At 73.7% G+C, this 17664-nt stretch carries 17 protein-coding genes; 6 read left to right on the plus strand and 11 right to left on the minus strand.

Features of this window, described 5'->3' with window-relative positions:
* Positions 1–367: 367 nt before the first annotated feature.
* The 3 genes from ACFYR0_RS21595 to ACFYR0_RS21605 all read right to left on the minus strand — a co-directional run bounded on the left by ACFYR0_RS21595 (position 368) and on the right by ACFYR0_RS21605 (position 3622).
* Complete coding sequence (locus tag ACFYR0_RS21595) at positions 368–2407, minus strand: serine/threonine-protein kinase (protein ID WP_389330243.1); 2040 nt, start codon at positions 2405–2407, stop codon at positions 368–370.
* Between the two features lie 76 nt (positions 2408–2483).
* On the minus strand, positions 2484–2999 hold the full coding sequence (locus tag ACFYR0_RS21600) for a MarR family winged helix-turn-helix transcriptional regulator (RefSeq protein ID WP_389330246.1): 516 nt from the start codon (positions 2997–2999) through the stop codon (positions 2484–2486).
* The gene (locus ACFYR0_RS21605; RefSeq protein ID WP_389330249.1) at positions 2996–3622 is read right to left on the minus strand and encodes a DJ-1/PfpI family protein; all 627 of its coding nucleotides are present in this window, start codon (positions 3620–3622) and stop codon (positions 2996–2998) included. The genes ACFYR0_RS21600 and ACFYR0_RS21605 overlap by 4 nt, the downstream gene beginning before the upstream one ends.
* Before the next feature lie 177 nt (positions 3623–3799).
* Here ACFYR0_RS21605 and ACFYR0_RS21610 point away from each other — a divergent pair, with 177 nt between their 5' ends.
* From ACFYR0_RS21610 to ACFYR0_RS21620, 3 genes are all read left to right on the plus strand, one after another.
* Positions 3800–5158 carry an aspartate aminotransferase family protein gene (locus ACFYR0_RS21610; RefSeq protein WP_389330251.1) on the plus strand — a complete coding sequence of 453 codons (1359 nt, stop codon included), beginning with the start codon at positions 3800–3802 and terminating at the stop codon, positions 5156–5158.
* 105 nt (positions 5159–5263) lie between these two features.
* Positions 5264–5968, plus strand: coding sequence for a GntR family transcriptional regulator (locus ACFYR0_RS21615; RefSeq protein WP_389330254.1), 705 nt, complete (start codon positions 5264–5266; stop codon positions 5966–5968).
* Between the two features lie 96 nt (positions 5969–6064).
* The gene (locus ACFYR0_RS21620) at positions 6065–6715 is read left to right on the plus strand and encodes a hypothetical protein (RefSeq protein WP_389330257.1); all 651 of its coding nucleotides are present in this window, start codon (positions 6065–6067) and stop codon (positions 6713–6715) included.
* Between the two features lie 9 nt (positions 6716–6724).
* On the opposite strand, the gene ACFYR0_RS21625 is transcribed toward ACFYR0_RS21620, so the two are convergent.
* From ACFYR0_RS21625 to ACFYR0_RS21635, 3 genes are all read right to left on the minus strand, one after another.
* On the minus strand, positions 6725–7015 hold the full coding sequence (locus ACFYR0_RS21625) for a DUF3303 family protein (RefSeq protein ID WP_389330260.1): 291 nt from the start codon (positions 7013–7015) through the stop codon (positions 6725–6727).
* A 64-nt stretch (positions 7016–7079) separates the two neighbouring features.
* Positions 7080–7274, minus strand: a complete 195-nt coding sequence (locus tag ACFYR0_RS21630) for a hypothetical protein (RefSeq protein ID WP_386386469.1) — start codon at positions 7272–7274, stop codon at positions 7080–7082.
* A gap of 126 nt (positions 7275–7400) precedes the next feature.
* On the minus strand, positions 7401–8684 hold the full coding sequence (locus ACFYR0_RS21635; protein WP_389330263.1) for an adenylosuccinate synthase: 1284 nt from the start codon (positions 8682–8684) through the stop codon (positions 7401–7403).
* Between the two features lie 186 nt (positions 8685–8870).
* Between ACFYR0_RS21635 and ACFYR0_RS21640 the strand changes: the two genes are divergently transcribed.
* Positions 8871–9737 carry a diacylglycerol kinase gene (locus ACFYR0_RS21640; RefSeq protein WP_389330266.1) on the plus strand — a complete coding sequence of 289 codons (867 nt, stop codon included), beginning with the start codon at positions 8871–8873 and terminating at the stop codon, positions 9735–9737.
* A gap of 506 nt (positions 9738–10243) precedes the next feature.
* Here ACFYR0_RS21640 and ACFYR0_RS21645 read toward each other — a convergent pair.
* Positions 10244–11464, minus strand: coding sequence for a cytochrome P450 (locus ACFYR0_RS21645; protein WP_389330269.1), 1221 nt, complete (start codon positions 11462–11464; stop codon positions 10244–10246).
* A gap of 121 nt (positions 11465–11585) precedes the next feature.
* On the opposite strand from ACFYR0_RS21645, the gene ACFYR0_RS21650 reads away from it, so the two are divergent.
* Positions 11586–12401, plus strand: a complete 816-nt coding sequence (locus tag ACFYR0_RS21650; RefSeq protein WP_389330272.1) for a hypothetical protein — start codon at positions 11586–11588, stop codon at positions 12399–12401.
* A 25-nt stretch (positions 12402–12426) separates the two neighbouring features.
* On the opposite strand, the gene ACFYR0_RS21655 is transcribed toward ACFYR0_RS21650, so the two are convergent.
* Complete coding sequence (locus tag ACFYR0_RS21655; RefSeq protein WP_389330275.1) at positions 12427–13092, minus strand: response regulator; 666 nt, start codon at positions 13090–13092, stop codon at positions 12427–12429.
* Positions 13089–14459, minus strand: a complete 1371-nt coding sequence (locus ACFYR0_RS21660) for a sensor histidine kinase (RefSeq protein ID WP_389330277.1) — start codon at positions 14457–14459, stop codon at positions 13089–13091. Before ACFYR0_RS21660 ends, ACFYR0_RS21655 begins: the two co-directional genes overlap by 4 nt.
* 251 nt (positions 14460–14710) lie before the next feature.
* Between ACFYR0_RS21660 and ACFYR0_RS21665 the strand changes: the two genes are divergently transcribed.
* Positions 14711–15589 carry an alpha/beta hydrolase gene (locus tag ACFYR0_RS21665; protein ID WP_389330279.1) on the plus strand — a complete coding sequence of 293 codons (879 nt, stop codon included), beginning with the start codon at positions 14711–14713 and terminating at the stop codon, positions 15587–15589.
* A gap of 45 nt (positions 15590–15634) precedes the next feature.
* Here the strand turns inward: ACFYR0_RS21665 and kynU are convergent, their stop codons facing one another.
* A complete protein-coding gene (gene kynU, locus ACFYR0_RS21670) occupies positions 15635–16831 on the minus strand; it encodes a kynureninase (RefSeq protein ID WP_389330281.1) in 1197 nt (398 codons plus the stop codon).
* Positions 16824–17663 (minus strand): tryptophan 2,3-dioxygenase family protein, encoded by an 840-nt coding sequence (locus tag ACFYR0_RS21675; protein ID WP_389330283.1) that lies wholly within the window; start codon positions 17661–17663, stop codon positions 16824–16826. The genes kynU and ACFYR0_RS21675 overlap by 8 nt, the downstream gene beginning before the upstream one ends.
* Between the last annotated feature and the right edge of the window lies 1 nt (position 17664).

Genomic DNA, 17664 nt, shown 5'->3' on the forward strand with positions numbered 1-17664 from the left:
AGCCGGGCCCGGCACACCAGCCGGGGCCGGCGCCCCAGACGGGCCTGGCACCCGGACGAGCCAGGTCCTCAGCCGGGGCGGGCGCCCGGCGACCCCGGCACCCCTGGTGACCCCGGCGGGCCCGGTACCCGGAGACGCGCCCCGCCGCCCGGACCCCGTCAGGCGCAGGCCTCCCCGCGGCTCGCGCACGGCACCATCACACCGGACGCGACGATGCCGAGGAGCGCGGTGCCCACGGCGATGACGTTCTCTGTGCTCAGCAGCTCCACCGTGGGCGCCCCCGCCGCTCCCCAGAACCTGACAGGGGGTCACGCTACGGCGGGACGGCGGCGCGGTCCGCCGCCGTCCCCGGAAGTTCGCCCAAGCGTCATCCGCGGCGGTACGTCAGCTCCTCCCCTGTGGACGTGTTCACCCGCCGCAGGGTGCCGTCGGACTGCAGCGTGACCTCGGAGGCCGCGCCGGGCGTGCAGGAGGAGGCGGGCTCGCCGACGGTGACCGTGGAGGGGCTGATCGCGAGCGGCCCGTCCGCGCCCGGCTCCTCGCTGAGCCGCGCCTCGAACACACAGCGGTAGGTGCCGCTCCCGGCGGGGCCCTCGGCGACCAGGGTCAGCACCGTGTCGCCGACCTCGCCCTGCCCGATGGTCAGCACGCGGGTGTTGTGGCCGCTCTCGTTGTCGATGGCGGCGGTCCAGGTGCCGACGTACTCCTCGGGGACGACGCCGTCGGCCGGGGCGTCGGAGGCCGGGCCGGAGGAGCCGGCGGACGGCGTGGGGTCGCCGGTGGCCGGTCCGGGGGTGGTGGGGGCGCCGGTGGCCGAGGGGGTGGGGCCGCCCTTGGCGTCGTCGTCGCCGTCGCCGCCGTTCATCAGGGCGTACACCGACCCGCCCGCGGCGAGCGCGACGACCAGGGCGACCGCGACGAGCACGGCGGTGGCCCGCCCGTTGCGGCGCCCGGACCCGGGCTCGGGCGGCGGGGGGCCGTAGAGCGTCGGGCTCATACCGCCGTGGGCGTTCCCGTGGCCGCCCCACGCCGGTGGCGCGGGGGGCGTGCCCCAGCCCGCGGCGCCCGGCCCGGGAGTGCCGTACCCGTGCCCGCCGGGGCCCGGCTGGGGATGGCCGTACGCCGGGGGCGGCGCGTACGCGGGATGCGGGGGGCCCGGCCGCGGCCCCGGCCCGGCGGCGGCCGGCAGGCGATCGGACGGGGTGCCCGGCGGCGGCCCGAAGGCGGGTGCGGAGTCGTCACCGGCGGGCGCGTGCTCGGGCGAGGCGGCGGGCGGCGCGGGAGGGACGGCGCCCGGGGCACCGTGCGCACCGGCCGGTGGAGCGCCGGGCACGTGCGGGAGAGCGGCCGGCGCTCCACCGGCCGGGAAGCCGCCCGGGAGCGCCGGGAGGGCAGGCGGCGCGGCGGGCGCGCCGGGAAGCGCGGGGGCACCCGCACCGCCCGGCGGCAGCGCGGGGGCACCGGGACCCCACGCGGCGACTGGCACCTCCGGGTCCTCCGAGTCCAGCAACTGCACGGCGTGACGCCCCAGTTGGGCCACCAGGGCGCCCGGCAGCCACGGGTCGCGCGACCGGCCGTCGGACACCGTGTCCTCCGCCCCGGTGCGCTGGAGGATGTGGTCGAGGGCGGGCCGGGCGCCCGGGTCCTTCCTCAGGCAGTCGCGGACGAGGTCGGCGATCCCCTCGGGGACACCCGTGAGGTCCGGCTCGTCCTGGGCGATGCGGAACATCAGCGCGTGCACGCCGCTGTCGGCGCCGCCGAACGGCAGGGTGCCGGTGGCGGCGTAGGCGAGGACGGAACCGAGGCAGAAGACGTCGCAGGCCGGGGTGATGCGGTCGCCGCGGACCTGCTCGGGGGCCATGAAGCCGGGCGACCCGATGAGCGCGCCGGTCCGGGTCAGCCCCGCGTCGGTGACGGTCTCCAGGGCGCGGGCGATGCCGAAGTCGATGACCCGCGGCCCGTCGATGGTGACCAGCACGTTGGACGGCTTCAGGTCCCGGTGGACGATCCCGGCGGCGTGGATGTTCCTGAGCGCGTGCGCGAGACCGGCCGCGAGGATGCGCACCGACCGCTCGGGCAGCGCCCCGTGGTCGTGCCCGACGACCCGCTGCAGGCTCGGCCCGGCGACATAGCCGGTGGCCACCCACGGCACCTCGGCCTCGGTGTCGGCGTCCAGCACGGGCGCGGTCCAGTACCCGCCGACCCGCTGGGCGGCCCGCACCTCCTGCCGGAACCGCTCCCGGAACTCCTCCTGGGCGGCCAGGTCCCGCTTCACGAGCTTCACGGCGACCGTGCGCCCGCGGTCGGACCGGGCGAGATACACCTGCCCCATCCCGCCCGCGCCCAGCCGTGCCAGCAAGCGGTACGCGCCGATCCTCAGTGGATCTCCCGCCCCGAGCTTCTCCACCGCAGGCCCTCCCCGGCCACGCCAGTGCGACAGCCCCACGATAGTGCGGCAAACGGCGAGGTGAACGGCCCGGTGTCTACGGTTGCGTAACAGCCGGTGCGCTCGTCGCCGCGCCCGCGGCCGGACGGCTCCCGGCGCCCGCTCCGGTACCCGGCCCCATCTCCTCCAGCACCCTCGACAGCCGCTCCAGCGTCTCCACGGCCGCGGCCAGCTCGCCCTCCCCGAAGGCCGCCGCGAGCCGGTCGGCGAACGCCGCGTGACCTGGGTCGATACGGCCGACCGCGGCGAACCCGGCCTCGGTCGGCGCGAGCAGCTTGGCGCGGCGGTGCGCCGGGTTGACGCGGTACTCGGCGAGCCCGCGCTCCACCAGCAGGTCGGCGACGCGCTGGACGCTCTGCCGGGTGATGCCCATGGCCCGCGCGATGCCGGACACGGGCAGCGGCTCGCGCAGCACCGCGCCGAGCACCTGCCACCAGGCCGCGGTCAGCCCGGCGGGCGCGGCCAGTTCCTCGGCGATGCCCAGGAACTGGCCGTTGAGCCGGAACACGCCGAGCGCCGCGCGGCTGAACAGGTCCTGGCGTTCCCTGCTCACGCCGCGCCCGCCTGCTCCAGGACCGCGTAGGCCCCGGCGTCGGAGTCGTGGAACAGCCGGTACCAGGCCTCGAGCACCTCGCCGTCGAAGACGCCGAGCAGACGCAGGACCTCCCGGGCGAAGGCGACGGGTTCGGTGGGACCGGCGGTGACGAGGGCGCCCGCGCCGGACCGGTCGGTGACCGCGTCCGTGTCGGCGTACCGCTCGCCGCCGCCGTAGCCCGTGGCGGCCAGGTAGAAGGAGACGGCGCTGGTGTGCGCACGGTCGTCGAGCAGCCCCTCGCGGGCGAGCCCGGCGGTGGCGCCGCAGATGGCGGCGACGGGGACGCCGGCGGCGAGGAACTCACGCGCCTTGCGGGCGAACGGGGCGAGGTCGTCCGAGGTGTCCCAGAGGTCGGCGCCCGGGAGGATCAGCAGCGAGCTGTCCTCGGGCCGCAGCGCGTCGAGCGCCAGGTCGGGCGTCACGCGCAGTCCGCCGATGCTGCGGACCTCCTTCTCCGTGGCCCCGACCGTGCGGATCTCGTGGCCGCCGCGGGCCAGGTGGGCGGTGGCGTGACCGGTCTCCCAGTCGGCGAAGGTGTCGTAGACGGCGTGGTGCACGGGCTTGCGGACGGCGGTGCTCATGGTTCCTCCTCCGGGCCGTTCTCCTTATGACAGAAGACTGTCACTTCGACAGCCTCCTGTCAACTATCGAAGGACCCGGTCACACGGGCCCTGCTCGACAACCTGTCGCGGAAAGCCCCGGCCCGCAGACAGGACGCCCATACCGGTTCCGCATCGCGGACACCTACGCTCCCCGGCATGACCCCTCAGCCCAACCCCGAAGCCGGCGCCGCAGTGAAGGCCGCGGACCGCGCGCACGTCTTCCACTCCTGGTCCGCGCAGGAGCTCATCGACCCGCTCGCCGTCGCCGGCGCCGAGGGGTCGTACTTCTGGGACTACGACGGCAGGCGGTACCTCGACTTCACCAGCGGGCTCGTCTACACCAACATCGGCTACCAGCACCCCGAGGTCGTAGCCGCGATCCAGGAGCAGGCCGCGAGGATGACCACCTTCGCGCCCGCCTTCGCGGTCGAGGCCCGCTCCGAGGCGGCCCGGCTGATCGCCGAGCGCACCCCGGGCGACCTGGACAAGATCTTCTTCACCAACGGCGGCGCCGACGCGATCGAGCACGCGGTGCGCATGGCCCGGCTGCACACGGGCCGCCCCAAGGTGCTCTCCGCCTACCGCTCGTACCACGGCGGCACCCAGCAGGCGGTCAACCTCACCGGCGACCCGCGCCGCTGGGCCAGCGACGGCGCCGCGGCCGGGGTCGTGCACTTCTGGGCGCCCTTCCTGTACCGCTCCCGCTTCTACGCCGAGACCGAGGAGCAGGAGTGCGCGCGGGCGCTGGAGCACCTGGAGACGACGATCGCCTTCGAGGGGCCCGCGACCGTCGCCGCGATCGTCCTGGAGACCGTCCCGGGGACGGCCGGGATCATGGTCCCGCCGCCGGGCTATCTCGCCGGGGTGCGCGAGATCTGCGACAAGTACGGCGTCGTCCTCGTCCTCGACGAGGTCATGGCCGGGTTCGGGCGGACCGGTGAGTGGTTCGCCGCCGACCACTCCGGCGTCGTGCCGGACCTGATGACCTTCGCCAAGGGCGTGAACTCGGGCTACGTCCCGCTCGGCGGTGTCGCCATCTCCGGGAAGATCGCCGACACCTTCGCCAGGCGCCCCTACCCGGGCGGTCTCACCTACTCCGGGCACCCGCTGGCCTGCGCGGCCGCCGTCGCGACCATCAAGGTCATGGCCGAGGAACGCGTCGTCGAGCACGCCGCGCACCTGGGCACGACCGTCCTGGAGCCCGCGCTGCGCGAGCTGGCCGAGCGGCACCCGAGCGTCGGCGAGGTCCGCGGCCTCGGCATGTTCTGGGCGGTCGAGCTGGTCCGGGACCGGGAGACACGCGAGCCGCTGGTGCCGTACAACGCCGCCGGGGAGGCCAACGCGCCGATGGCCGCGTTCGCCGCCGCCATGAGGTCCGGCGGGGTCTGGCCCTTCGTGAACATGAACCGCACCCACGTCGTGCCGCCCTGCAACATCACCGAGGCCGAGCTGAAGGAGGGCCTCGCCGTGCTGGACGCCGCGCTCTCGGTCGCGGACGAGCACACCAGGGGCTGACCCCGGCCCGAACGCGTAAGGTGGCGTGCTCACCGACGTGTCCGTACGGGCGTACGGACGCGCGCGAGCACGCCACCACCACGTGACGAGGGAGACACACCGACCATGTCCGGCAGCAGCGGCACCGGTGCCGCCGTCACGCGCAGCACCCTGCGGCAGCAGATCGCGGACGCGCTCCGGGACGAGGTGCTGGCGGGCCGACTGCGACCGGGCCAGGCCTTCACGGTCAAGGAGATCGCGGACCAGTACGGCGTCTCGGCGACCCCCGTGCGCGAGGCGCTGGTCGACCTGTCCGCGCAGGGCCTGCTGGAGGCCGACCAGCACCGCGGGTTCCGGGTGCGGGAGTACTCGCTCGCCGACTTCCGCGGGCTCGTCGAGGCCCGCAGCCTGGTCACCGACGGCATGTTCCACGCGCTCGGCAAGGGCCACCGCGGCTTCCACGACCCGGCCGACCCGCGCACGGCCGCCGCGCTCGCCGGGGTGCGCCGCCGCGGCGAGGAGGCCCAGCGGGCCGCGGCCGCGGGCGACCTGATCGTCCTCATCGGCTACGACCTGCGCTTCTGGCGCGAGCTGAGCGCCCTGTACGGCAACGGCTACCTCGCCGACTTCCTCCACCGGCTGCGTGTGCAGTCCTGGGTCTGCGCGGTCCAGCGGCTGCGGGGGCTCCCCGACCTGCGCGGCCGGCTGTGGGCCGGGCACACCGAACTGGTCGACGCCCTCACCCGGCGCGACACCGACACCGCGCGGGCCGTCGTGGCCGCTTACAACGCGCACTCGCTCGCGCTCATCGAAGGCGCGGCGGGGGACTGAGCGCGCGCAGGCGGGGAACCATCCGTGCACCACACCGATTAGGCTTCCCGAGCGAGCCGCCGTACCCCGTACACCGTTCCGAGCGAGGAGCCTTCTTTGGCCTGTGACCTGTGGCTGGTACCTCTCGTCGACGTGTTGTGCCACACCCCGGACAACCCGTTCGCCGACGAACTCGCGCAGTACAACCGGGTGCTGGCCGAGGCCGGGCACCCACCGGTGCCGGTGTACCAGTACATGCCCGGGCTGTCCGGCGACGTCGCCCCGGTGGCCGGCTTCGACTACGACGCGCTGCATTTCCTGCGCCGCGTCTATCTCCTCCAGATGTGCGGACTGCCCGTCACGCCCGTGGACGAACTGGGCGGCGACTACGAGCAGTTGCTGGAGATGTTCGAGACGACGGCCCAGCAGTCGCACCTGGTGTGGCACTACGACCACGCGGGCGCGTACATCCCCGTCGACTTCCCCCACCCGCTCTCCGACGAGGACATGCTGGCCGGCGGCGGCCCGCTCGGCTCCTCCCAGGCCCTGCTGCGCGAGCTGGAGATGATCGCCCCGGCCATCGGCATCGACCCGGCCAACCCCCCGGCCACGCCCCGCCCCCCCAGCAACCCCACCGGCTTGGAGGAACCGGCGATCCCCGCGCCGTACGACCCGAGCCCCTTCGCCCGTGAACGGCACGTCTGGCTGGGCCTGCACGCCGCGGCGACCCGCAGCCTCGCCCAGGGGTCGATGATCGTCTTCAGCTGAGCCGCGCCGTCAGCCGAGCTGGGCCAGGCCCTTTCGGAGGTCCTCGACGTTCATCACGGGCGTGTAGTGCACCTCCGCGCCCAGTTCCATGAAGAACGGCTCGGCCAGCTTCGGCATGTCGGAGCTGTCCTGGATGTCGAAGACGAGGTAGCAGGTCCGCTTGCCGCCCTCCACGCCGAAGTAGGCCGCCTCGGGCCGGATCTTCTCCAGATGCGCCTTGAGCAGGCCCTCGATCTTCCCGTTGCGGATGAGCTCGTTCGACTTCTCGGTGTCCATCGAGGCCTTGAAGAGCATACGCATGGCAGCCACCTCTCCGTTTTCGATCACCCCTCCGCAATTTCACCCTATGCCCGGTGCGCGAGGTTCACCCGATGAGCCGGATCTCCGGCGGCCACAGCACCCCGTCGGCCAGCAGCAGGGCCGGGCCCAGATGGACGGGGCACACGTGAAGCGCGGGGCGCCGGTGGCGAAGGACCTCGAAGCGGGCCCGCTCGCCGCAGTCGGTGCCCTGGACCTCTCCGCCGTACGGGCCCTGGCACGGCGCCTCACGGAGGGGCATGACCCGATTGGAACACGGAACGGGCGCCCCCGCTTGCCGGGAGCGCCCGCACGTGCATCGGCCGGAGAGGCCGCGGCACCGGAGGGCCGCGGCCGTGGTCCGGCCTCGTCCTGGCCGTGTCCCGGCCTAGAGGAACGAGTTGATCTCGATCGTCTCGTCGCGGCCCGGGCCCACGCCGATCGCGGAGATCGGGGCGCCGGACATCTCCTCCAGCGCCTTGACGTAGTTCTGGGCGTTCTTCGGCAGGTCGGAGAACGACTTGGCCTTGGTGATGTCCTCGGACCAGCCCGGCAGGGTCTCGTAGACCGGCTTCGCGTGGTGGAAGTCGGACTGCGAGTAGGGCAGTTCCTCGACGCGCCTGCCGTCGATCTCGTAGGCCACACAGACCGGGATCTGCTCCCAGCCGGTGAGGACGTCGAGCTTGGTGAGGAAGAAGTCGGTGAGGCCGTTGACGCGGGTCGCGTAGCGGGCGATGACGGCGTCGAACCAGCCGCAGCGCCGGTCACGGCCCGTCGTCACACCCCGCTCGCCGCCGATCCGGCGCAGCGCCTCGCCGTCCTCGTCGAACAGCTCCGTCGGGAACGGACCGGCGCCGACGCGGGTGGTGTACGCCTTCAGGATGCCGATGACCCGGCTGATCTTCGTCGGGCCCACGCCCGCGCCCGTGCAGGCGCCGCCCGCGGTCGGGTTGCTGGAGGTGACGAAGGGGTACGTGCCGTGGTCGATGTCCAGCAGCGTGCCCTGGCCGCCCTCGAACAGGACCACCTTGCCGTCGTCCAGCGCCTGGTTGAGGACCAGGACCGTGTCGGTGACGTACGGAGCGAGCTTCTCCGCGTAACCGAGCAGTTCCCCGACGACCTGGTCGACGGCGATCGCGCGCCGGTTGTACAGCTTGGTCAGGAGCTGGTTCTTGCCGTCGAGCGCCGCCTCGACCTTCTGGGTCAGGATCGACTCGTCGTAGAGGTCCTGGACCCGGATGCCGACCCGGTTGATCTTGTCGGCGTAGGTCGGGCCGATGCCGCGGCCGGTGGTGCCGATCTTCCGCTTTCCGAGGAAGCGTTCCGTCACCTTGTCGACGGTGACGTTGTAAGGCGTGATGATGTGCGCGTTGCCGCTGATGAGGAGCTTGGACGTGTCGACGCCACGCTCGTTGAGCCCGCTCAGCTCGGAAAGCAGGACCGACGGGTCGACGACGACGCCGTTGCCGATGACCGGGGTGCACCCCGGCGAGAGGATGCCGGAGGGGAGAAGGTGGAGGGCATACTTCTGGTCGCCCACGACGACCGTGTGGCCGGCATTGTTGCCGCCCTGGTAACGGACCACATAGTCGACGGATCCGCCGAGCAGGTCGGTTGCCTTGCCTTTACCCTCGTCACCCCACTGAGCACCGAGCAGCACAAGTGCGGGCACGCGCGTACACCCCTTCCGGGCGGGGCATGTCCAAGGTCAGGGGCGTACGCGACACGGCTGTGCCTCGTACCCCGGCGACCTTCGTCGGCCGCAACCCGTCGGACCGGATGCCCCGGAATAGACGAAGCCCCTGGCGCAATAGCGCAAGGGGCTCTTGCACAAAGATGCTACCCGAGGAAGCGAGGCATGGCCGAGGTGGCGACTTTCGCGACGTCCGATCAGCTGCTGGTGGTGATCGATCCGGTCGCCCGGAGGATGGACGGAGAGTCCGTACGGATCGCGAAAGACGTGCTCAGCGCGGGTGCGGCGACCAAGGTGTGCCTCCCGGACGGGCCGGACGAGTTCGCCCGTGCCCTGGCGCGCCGCGGCTCGCGCCGCCCGGTCGTCGTCGGTGACGACAGCGCCCTGGTCCGCGCGGTGTCCCTGCTGCACCGGCAGCGGGAGCTGACCGACTGCGTGCTGTCGGTGGTCCCGGTCGGGGCGATGCTGACGCTGGCCGGTTCGCTGGGCGTGCCGACCGGGGCGGTCGCCGCCGCGCGGGCCGCACTGGACGGGGTGCAACGGCGGCTGGACGTCCTGGTCGACGACAGCGACGGGGTGGTCCTCGGGGGGCTGCGGATCCCGCCGGTCCACGCGGTGGTGGCGGGCGCGGGGGCGCCGGAGGGCGCGGAGAGCGGTGTGCCGTGGCTGCGGTCGGCCCGGTCGCTGGTGCGGGCGCTGGGGGCCACCCGGCCGTCCCGTGAGCCCGCCGTCGCGCCGCCCGCGGCGGGTCCGGCGCGGCTGCGGGTCGAGGTCGACGGGGTGACCCTGGTGGACCTGGACCAGCCGGTGCGGGAGGTCGTCGTGACGCCGGGTCCCGTCGGGTCGGCGGCCGTGGAGGTCCACCCGGTCCCGGTGGGCGCGGAGGCCGTGCCCCTGCGCACGACGGGCCGCCAGATCACCGTCTCCGGCGCCGACTTCCGCTACCGCGCCGACGCGACGGTCTCCGGCCCGGTCCGCCGCCGCACCTGGACCCTCAGAGAGGGAGCGCTGGGCCTGATGCTCCCGGGCTGACCCGCACACCCGCGCAGGGACAGCCGCCGACGGCGGTCGGCGACGGCGGTCGGCGACGGCGGTCGGCGGCGGCGGTCGACGACGGCGGTCCTGGGGGCGGCGGTCGACGACGGCGGTCCTGGGGGCCGCGTTCGGGTCGGCGACAACGAGCGGGCCCGCGAGATCTTCCGGCGCACGGGCGGCCGGTCGGCCCTGACGGAGACCTTCCTCGCCCCCGTGGCGGGCTTCTTCGGTCTGGTCGCCACGCTGTACGTGGTGGCGTCCGTGCCGCGCCCGCAGAGCGGGGAGACCTCGGGACGGGCGGAACCCCTGCCGGCCGCCCCCTTCGGTCATCTGCCCAGGCTGTCGGGCGGGCGAGACGGCCTGGGCGCCGGTGGCGGCCCTGACGCTGTTCGCCGCGGCGCTGGTGGGCGCGGGCCCGGCGGGGATCCGGCGACGGGACCCGCTCAGCGGCTGAGCGGGTCCCGGACCGCGGCCGGGGTATCGCGCGCGCCCCCCGGGGCGCCTCACCGCACCTCGACCGCGAGTCCCTCCAGCCCCCGGATCACGAAGTTCGGCTTGCGCCGGGGCTCCTCGGCGAGCCGCAGGGCCGGGGCGCGCTCCAGCAGGGCCGTCATGGAGGCGGCGAGCTCCAGCCGCGCCAGCGGGGCGCCGATGCAGTAGTGGATGCCGGCGCTGAAGGAGATGTGCGGGTTCTCGGCGCGGGTGAGGTCGAGGCGCTCCGGGTCGGCGAACACCGCCGGGTCGTGGTTGGCCGAGCCGAAGAGCAGGGCGAGTTCCGCGCCGCGCGGGACGACCGTCCCGTCGATCTCGATCTCGTCCAGCACCCAGCGCTCGAACAGCTGGAGCGGGGTGTCGTACCGCATCAGCTCCTCGATCGCGGCGGACACCAGGGTGTGGTCGGCGCGCAGCGCGGCGAGCTGGCCGGGGTTGCGGAACAGCGCGTACCAGCCGTTCACCGTGGCGTTCACGGTGGCCTCGTGACCGGCGTTCAGCAGCAGGACACAGGTCGAGATCATCTCCTGCTCGCTGAGCCGGTCGCCCTCGTCGTGGGCCGCGATCAGACCGGAGATCAGATCGTCGCCGGGCTCCTTGCGGCGCGCGGCGATCAGCTCCCGCAGGTACTCCGAGAACTCGACGGACGCCCGTACCGCACGGGTGGCCGCGTCCTCGGACGGGTTCAGCTCGTACATCCCGCAGATGTCCGCCGACCAGGGCCTGAGCGGCGCGCGGTCCGCCTCCGGCACCCCCAGCATCTCCGCGATCACGGCCACCGGCAGCGGCTCGGCCACGTCCGCGAGCAGATCCCCGCCCCCGGCGGCGACGAGCCGGTCCACCAGCTCACCCGCCAGCCGCTCGACGTACGGCTTCAGCCGCTCCACCGTCCGCGGCGTGAACGCCTTCGACACCAGCCGCCGGATCCGGGTGTGGTCCGGCGGCTCCAGGTCGAGCATCCCGTGGTCGTTCAGCGTGTGGAACGGCTCGTGCGCCGGGTCGGGCGCGGTCCGCCCGAACTCCTCGTGCGTGAACCGGTGCTGGTACGTCCGCCCCAGCCGTCTGTCCCGCAGCAGCGCCGACACGTCCGCGTGGTGCGGCACCAGCCACTGGCCGGTGGGCTCGAAGTACAGGACCCGCCCCTCGTCCCGCAGCTGGGCGTAGGCGGGGTACGGGTCCGCGAGAAACGCCGGGTCCCAGGGGTCGAACGCGAGATCAGTACGGCCTGACATGCCCGGACGGTAACCCGCCCGTCCGCTCCCTGACCAGGGGGCTCGCGCCGGACGCCCCGCCGTTCGCACCCCTGCGGGAAACACCCTCCCCGAGATCCACACACGCCTCTACGATCACGCCATGCCGATCACGCCACCGTCCGTGCCCGTGCTGCGGGGCCGCGGCGACACCTCTCTCACCTTCGAGGGCCCGGCCCTGATCCTGCGCCGGCGCGAGAAGGAGCTCGAGATACCCCTGGCGGCCGTCGCCCGGATCCACGCTGCGCGGCGGGTGGTCGAGGTCCAGCTGAGGTCGCCGGGCGGGAAGCCGGCCGCCCACCGGGTCGAGGACGTCAGCGACGCCGCCGCCGGCGCTTTCGTCGCGGCGGTCGAAGAGGCCCTGGCCACGGTCACCGACCCGGCCCCGGACGGGTCCGCGCTGGTCACCGTGCGCACCCCGGACGCCGGCAGCTGGAAGGCCAGGAAGCGGCGGACGGTCCGGCTGGTCTGGGCGGCACTGCTGCTCGTGCTCTGCGCGGAGACCGTGACCGTCACCCTCGTCGGCGATCCCGTGGCCTCGGTCGCGGTGTGGACGCTCGGCCTCACCACCGGGCTGCTGGCCCACGCGGCGGTGGTCACCCTGCCCTTCGGCCACGGGATGTGGCGGCTGCCCAGGCACGGCGTCACCGTCGTCGCGCAGTACGGGGGCTACATCGACGGAATGCACGTGTACGACTTCACCGACCTCAAAGGCGACAGGTTCGCGTACACCCCGGCCGGCTACCGCGGGGACCGGGTCGAGGTCGTCTACGACCCCGCCGAGCCCCTCAACGGCAGCGCCCGGGACCAGCTCGTCGGACGGGGGGCCATGCTGGTGCTCCCGGTCCTCGCCGGCTTCTTCGCCCTGCTCGGGCTGGTGCTGACCCTGCTGGTCGTCCCCCTGGCGATCTACGCGTGACCGGGGCGGCGGCCAGGCCCCCGGCTCACCCCGGCACGACCAGCCGCGCCTCGTACGCGAACACCGCCGCCTGCGTTCGGTCCCTGAGCCCCAGCTTCACCAGGATCCGGCTCACATGCGTCTTGATCGTCGACTCGGCGACCACCAGCCGCTCCGCGATCTCGGCGTTGGACAGCCCCTGGGCGATCAGCACCAGCACCTCGGTCTCCCGCTCGGTGAGCTCGCCGTAGGCGCCCGCCGTCTGCGCCGCCCTGCGCGGGGTGTCCGACATCTTCGCGAACTCACTGATCAGCCGCTTGGTCACCGAAGGGGCGAGCAGGGCCTCCCCTTCGGCCACCACCCTGACCCCGTCGGCCAGTTGGCGCGCCGAGGCGTCCTTCAGCAGAAAGCCCGACGCCCCGGCCCGCAGGGCCTGGTACACGTACTCGTCCAGGTCGAACGTCGTCAGCACCAGCACCCTCGCCGAACCGTCCGCCGCCACGATCTCCCGGGTCGCCTCGATGCCGTTCAGCTCGGGCATGCGGATGTCCATCAGAACGACGTCCGGGGCGAGTTCACGGACCTTGGCCACCGCCTCGCGGCCGTTGACCGCCTCCCCCACGATCTCGATGCCCGGCATCGCGTTGAGCAGGACGGAGAAGCCCTCCCGCACCATCATCTGGTCGTCGGCGATCAGTACCCGGATGGTCATGCCCCGCCCCCGCTCGCCGCCGCGACCGGCAGGAACACCGTCACCTCGTAGCCGCCCTCGGGGGTGGCCGCCGCGGTCATCCCGCCGTTCAGCATGGTGACCCGCTCGCGCATACCGGTGATGCCGTGCCCGGCGCCCGGCGAGGGCTTCACCAGCCCCGGCGCGGGCGGCGGGCCGTTGACCACGCGCAGGCCCAGACCGCCGAGCACATAGCCGATCTCCACCCGGGCCGTCGCGCCCGGCGCGTGCCGCAGGACGTTGCTCAGCGCCTCCTGCACGATCCGGTACGCCGACAGCTCCACGCCCTGCGGGAGTTCGCGGGCGGCACCGGTGACCAGCTTCTCCACGTCCAGGCCCGCGTCACGGACGTTGGCCAGCAGGGCGTCGAGGTCCGCCAGGGTGGGCTGCGGGGCGTCCGGGGCCTCGTAGTCCTCGGCGCGGACCACGCCCAGCACCCGGCGCAGCTCGGTGAGGGCGGCGACCGCGTTCTCCCGGATCGTGACGAACGCGCGCTCCAGCTCCGGGGGCGGGTTCTCCACCCGGTAGGGGGCGGCCTCGGCCTGGATGGCGACGACCGACATGTGATGGGCCACCACGTCGTGCAGCTCACGGGCGATGGTGGTGCGCTCCTCCAGCAGGGTCCGCCGGGAACGCTCCTGCTCGGTCACCGTCTGCTGGGCCGTCACCTCCTGCGCGGCCTCGCGCCGCACATGCAGCAGCGTCACCAGCAGCAAGGAGACCGCCGACAGGAACAGCATGGCCGTGGTGTCGGAGTCGTAGTACGTCTGCCGAGTGACGTCGGCCGCCAGGGCGTACCCCGCGGTCAGCAGCCACATCCAGGCGGCGGCGCGCGGCCGCGTGCGTATCGCGACGATCGTCAGCACGAACAGGTGCGCGGTGAAGCTGGCCGGCTGCCAGGGCCAGCCGTCCCAGGTGTCACCGATCACCCCGAGCACCGGCGTCGAGACCAGCGACACCCAGAACGCGCCGACCGGCCGGACCAGGGTCAGCAGCACCGCCGCCGCGGGGATCAGGGCCGCCACGACCGCCGGCGGATCGCCCACGTCCCGGCCCGTCGTGATCCCGGAGGTCAGCGTGATCCACGCCAGCACCGCCACCAGCGCGTGCGGCGTCCACACCGCGTACCGGCGAAGGCGCGGCGGCAGCTTGCCGATCCGCGGGCCGTCCGGCGCCAGGGCGGGCAGCGGACGGTAGGCGAAGGCGTCGTGCGTCAGGTCCTGCCGCATACCGCGCAGCGCCGCCATCGCCGCCCGGAACTCGGGGCTGCGCGGCTTGTAGGGCTGGTACGGGTTCTCCGGCGCGGTCGGCCGCGTCCCGCCGCCGCCCGTGTGGGTCGTCTCGGTCACGTACAGAACGGTAGGCCCGGCCCCCGGTCGCCGTCGTCACCAGTGAGGCGGGTACTCAGGCGTCCCTCTCAGGTACTACGGGTTCTCCGGCGGACGTCCGGCAGGCAGAACCGTTTTCCCCTCACCGTGCGTGACATCCCCGTGTCGGCGCACGTCACCGGCCTGATACCGTCCCCGCCAACGGCCGGATCACACACCCGGCCGCTCTCACCTGGTCCGCCAATTCCGTATCGCCGCTGAGAGGTTGGAGCATGCCGGACGACGCCGCAGCAGAACGGGCCGCCGCCGAGGAGGAGTCGGCCTTCTCGCACCCGCCCGTCGACCCCGACGTCACCGCCGCGTACGGCGGCCACCCCGACCAGGTGATCGACTTCTACGCGCCGCGCGACGACAGCCCGCCCGGCACGGCGCCGCTGGTCGTCGTGCTGCACGGCGGCGCGTGGCGGGCCCCGTACGACCGCGCGCACATCAGCCCGTTCGCGGACTTCCTGGCCCGCCGGGGCTTCGCGGTGGCGAGCGTGGAGTACCGCCGCGGGCCCGCGGAGCCGCAGGCCGACGGCACGCCCGTCGCGGGCCGCTGGCCCGACACCTTCGACGACATCGCCGCCGCGCTGGACGCGCTGCCCGCCCTCGCACACGAGGCGCTGCCGCAGGCCGACCCGCGCCGCACGGTGGTCACCGGGCACTCCGCCGGCGGCCACCTCGCCCTCTGGGCGGCGGCCCGGCACGTCCTGCCCGCCGACGCGCCCTGGCGCACCGGCGGCCCGGCCGCGCTGCGCGGAGTCGTCGCCCTCGCCCCGATCGCCGACTTCACCGTCGCCGAGAAGCTCGACGTCTGCGGCAACGCCTCACTGCAACTCCTCGGTGGCGAGCAGAGGTTCGCGGAGCGGCTGCCGTACGCCGACCCCGCGTTCCTGCTGCCCACCGGCATCGCCACCACGATCGTCCAGGGCCGGACCGACGACGTCGTCCCGCAGGCCGTCGCGGAGTCCTACGCGGACGCGGCGGCCAAGGCGGGCGAGGTGGTCGGCCTCACCCTGCTGGAGGAGGTGGGCCACTTCCCGCTGATCGACCCGGCGGCGGACGCGTGCGCGGTGGTGGTCGAGGAGATCGCCCAACTGGCCTGGTAGAACGGGGCCGGTCCCGTCACCGGGACCGGCCCCGCCCGACCGGGATCAGGACGAAGGTCCGGCGAGAACCTCCCCCAGCACCCGGGCGGCCCGCTCGACGTCCGCGAATCCCACGTACAGCGGCGTGAACCCGAACCGCAGGACGTCCGGCGCGCGGAAGTCGCCCACGACACCGCGCTCGACGAGCCGGCGCATGACGTCACCGGCGTCGTCGCAGCGCAGGGCGACCTGGCTGCCGCGCTCCGCGTGGGCCACCGGGGTGAGGCACTCGACCCGCCCCGCCGGCACGTACTCGGCGACGCACTCCAGGAAGAAGTCCGTCAGCGCGAGGGACTTGGCGCGGACGGCGTCGACCGACACGCCGTCCCACACCTCCAGGGCGGTTTCCAGGGCCAGCATCGACAGGATGTCCGGCGTCCCGACACGGCCGCGCGGGGAACCCGGGGCGGGTTCGTACTCGGCCCGCATGCCGAAGGGCTCCGCGTGGGAGTTCCAGCCGGGCAGCGGTGAGTCGAAACGGTCCTGGAGACCACGCCGTACGTACAGGTACGCCGGTGAACCGGGGCCGCCGTTCAGGTACTTGTAGGTGCAGCCGACGGCGAGGTCGACACCGTGCTCGTCCAGCCCGACGGGCAGGGCGCCCGCGCTGTGGCAGAGGTCCCAGACCGACAGCGCGCCCGCGGCACGCACGGCGGCGGTGAGGGCGGGCAGGTCGTGCAGCCGGCCCGTGCGGTAGTCGACGTGGTTCAGCAGCACCGCGGCCGTACGGTCGCCGAGCGCGGACGGCACCTCGGCCGGGGTCACGGGCCGCAGGGTGCGGCCGGTCATCCGGGCGGCGGACTCGGCGATGTAGCCGTCGGTCGGGAAGGTGGTGGCGTCGACCAGGATCTCGTCACGTCCCTCCCCGGCCATCCGCACGGCGGCGACCAGCGCCTTGAAGACGTTGACGCTCGTGGAGTCGCCGACCACGATCTGCCCGGCCCCGGCACCCACCAGCGGGGCGATCCGGTCGCCGATCCGCTCGGGCGCGGTCCACCAGCCGCTCTCGTCCCAGGAGCGGATGCGCAGTTCGCCCCACTGCCGGCGCACCACGTCCTCGACCCGTCCGGGAACGGCGACGGGCAGGGCACCCAGCGAGTTGCCGTCGAGATAGACGACGTCGTCCAGCACGAACTCACCGCGCTTGGCGGCGAGTTCGTCGACGGCGTCCGCCTTCTCGGCCCTCTCCCTCAGCTCAGACATGGGACCTGGCCGTCCACAGCTCGGGGAAGACGTTCTTACGGGCCCGCTTCTCCAGCCAGGCGACACCGGCCGAACCGCCGGTACCGGCCTTGGAGCCCATGGCACGCCGGGTGGCGACGAGGTGGTCGTTGCGCCAGCGCCAGACCAGTTCACCGACGTCCGTCAGGGCCTCGCCGAGGCGGGCGACCTCGTCGTCCTGGTCACCGGCGTAGACAGCGGTCCACACGGCCTCGACCTCGTCGGTCGGCTCGTAGCGCAGCGCGACGTCACGTGTCAGCACGGACGCCGGTATCGCGTGGCCGCGCCGGGCGAGCAGGCGCAGGACCTCGTCGTACAGGCTCGGCTCGTGCAGGGCCTTCTCCAGCTCCGCGTGGACGCGGGGGGCGCCGCGGTGCGGGACCAGCATGGACGCGGACTTCTCGCCGAGCAGGAACTCCATGCGGCGGTACATCGCCGACTGGAACCCGGAGCCCTCGCCCAGGGCGCCGCGGTAGGCGTTGAACTGGGCCGGGGTGAGCTGGCCGAGCGGCTTCCAGGAGGCGTTCAGCGCCTCCAGCTCGCGCACCGAGCGCTTCAGGGCGGCCCGCGCGGTGGGGACGTCGTCGCCGCGCAGGGCGCGTGCGGCGGTCTCCCACTCGTGCACGATGACCGTGAACCACAGCTCCATCACCTGGGTGGTGACCAGGAAGACCATCTCGCCGGGGTCGTCGGAGAGGGTGTGCTGGAGGTGGGTGAGCACGTCCGCCTTGACGTAGTCCTCGTACGGCGTCGTGCCTTCGAAGTCGAGATGCGGAGTCTCGGGCTCGTGGGCCTCATGAGCCTCTTGGGACATC

The sequence above is a fragment of the Streptomyces sp. NPDC005017 genome (assembly GCF_042873115.1).
In the GTDB taxonomy this organism is placed as follows: Bacteria; Actinomycetota; Actinomycetes; order Streptomycetales; family Streptomycetaceae; genus Streptomyces.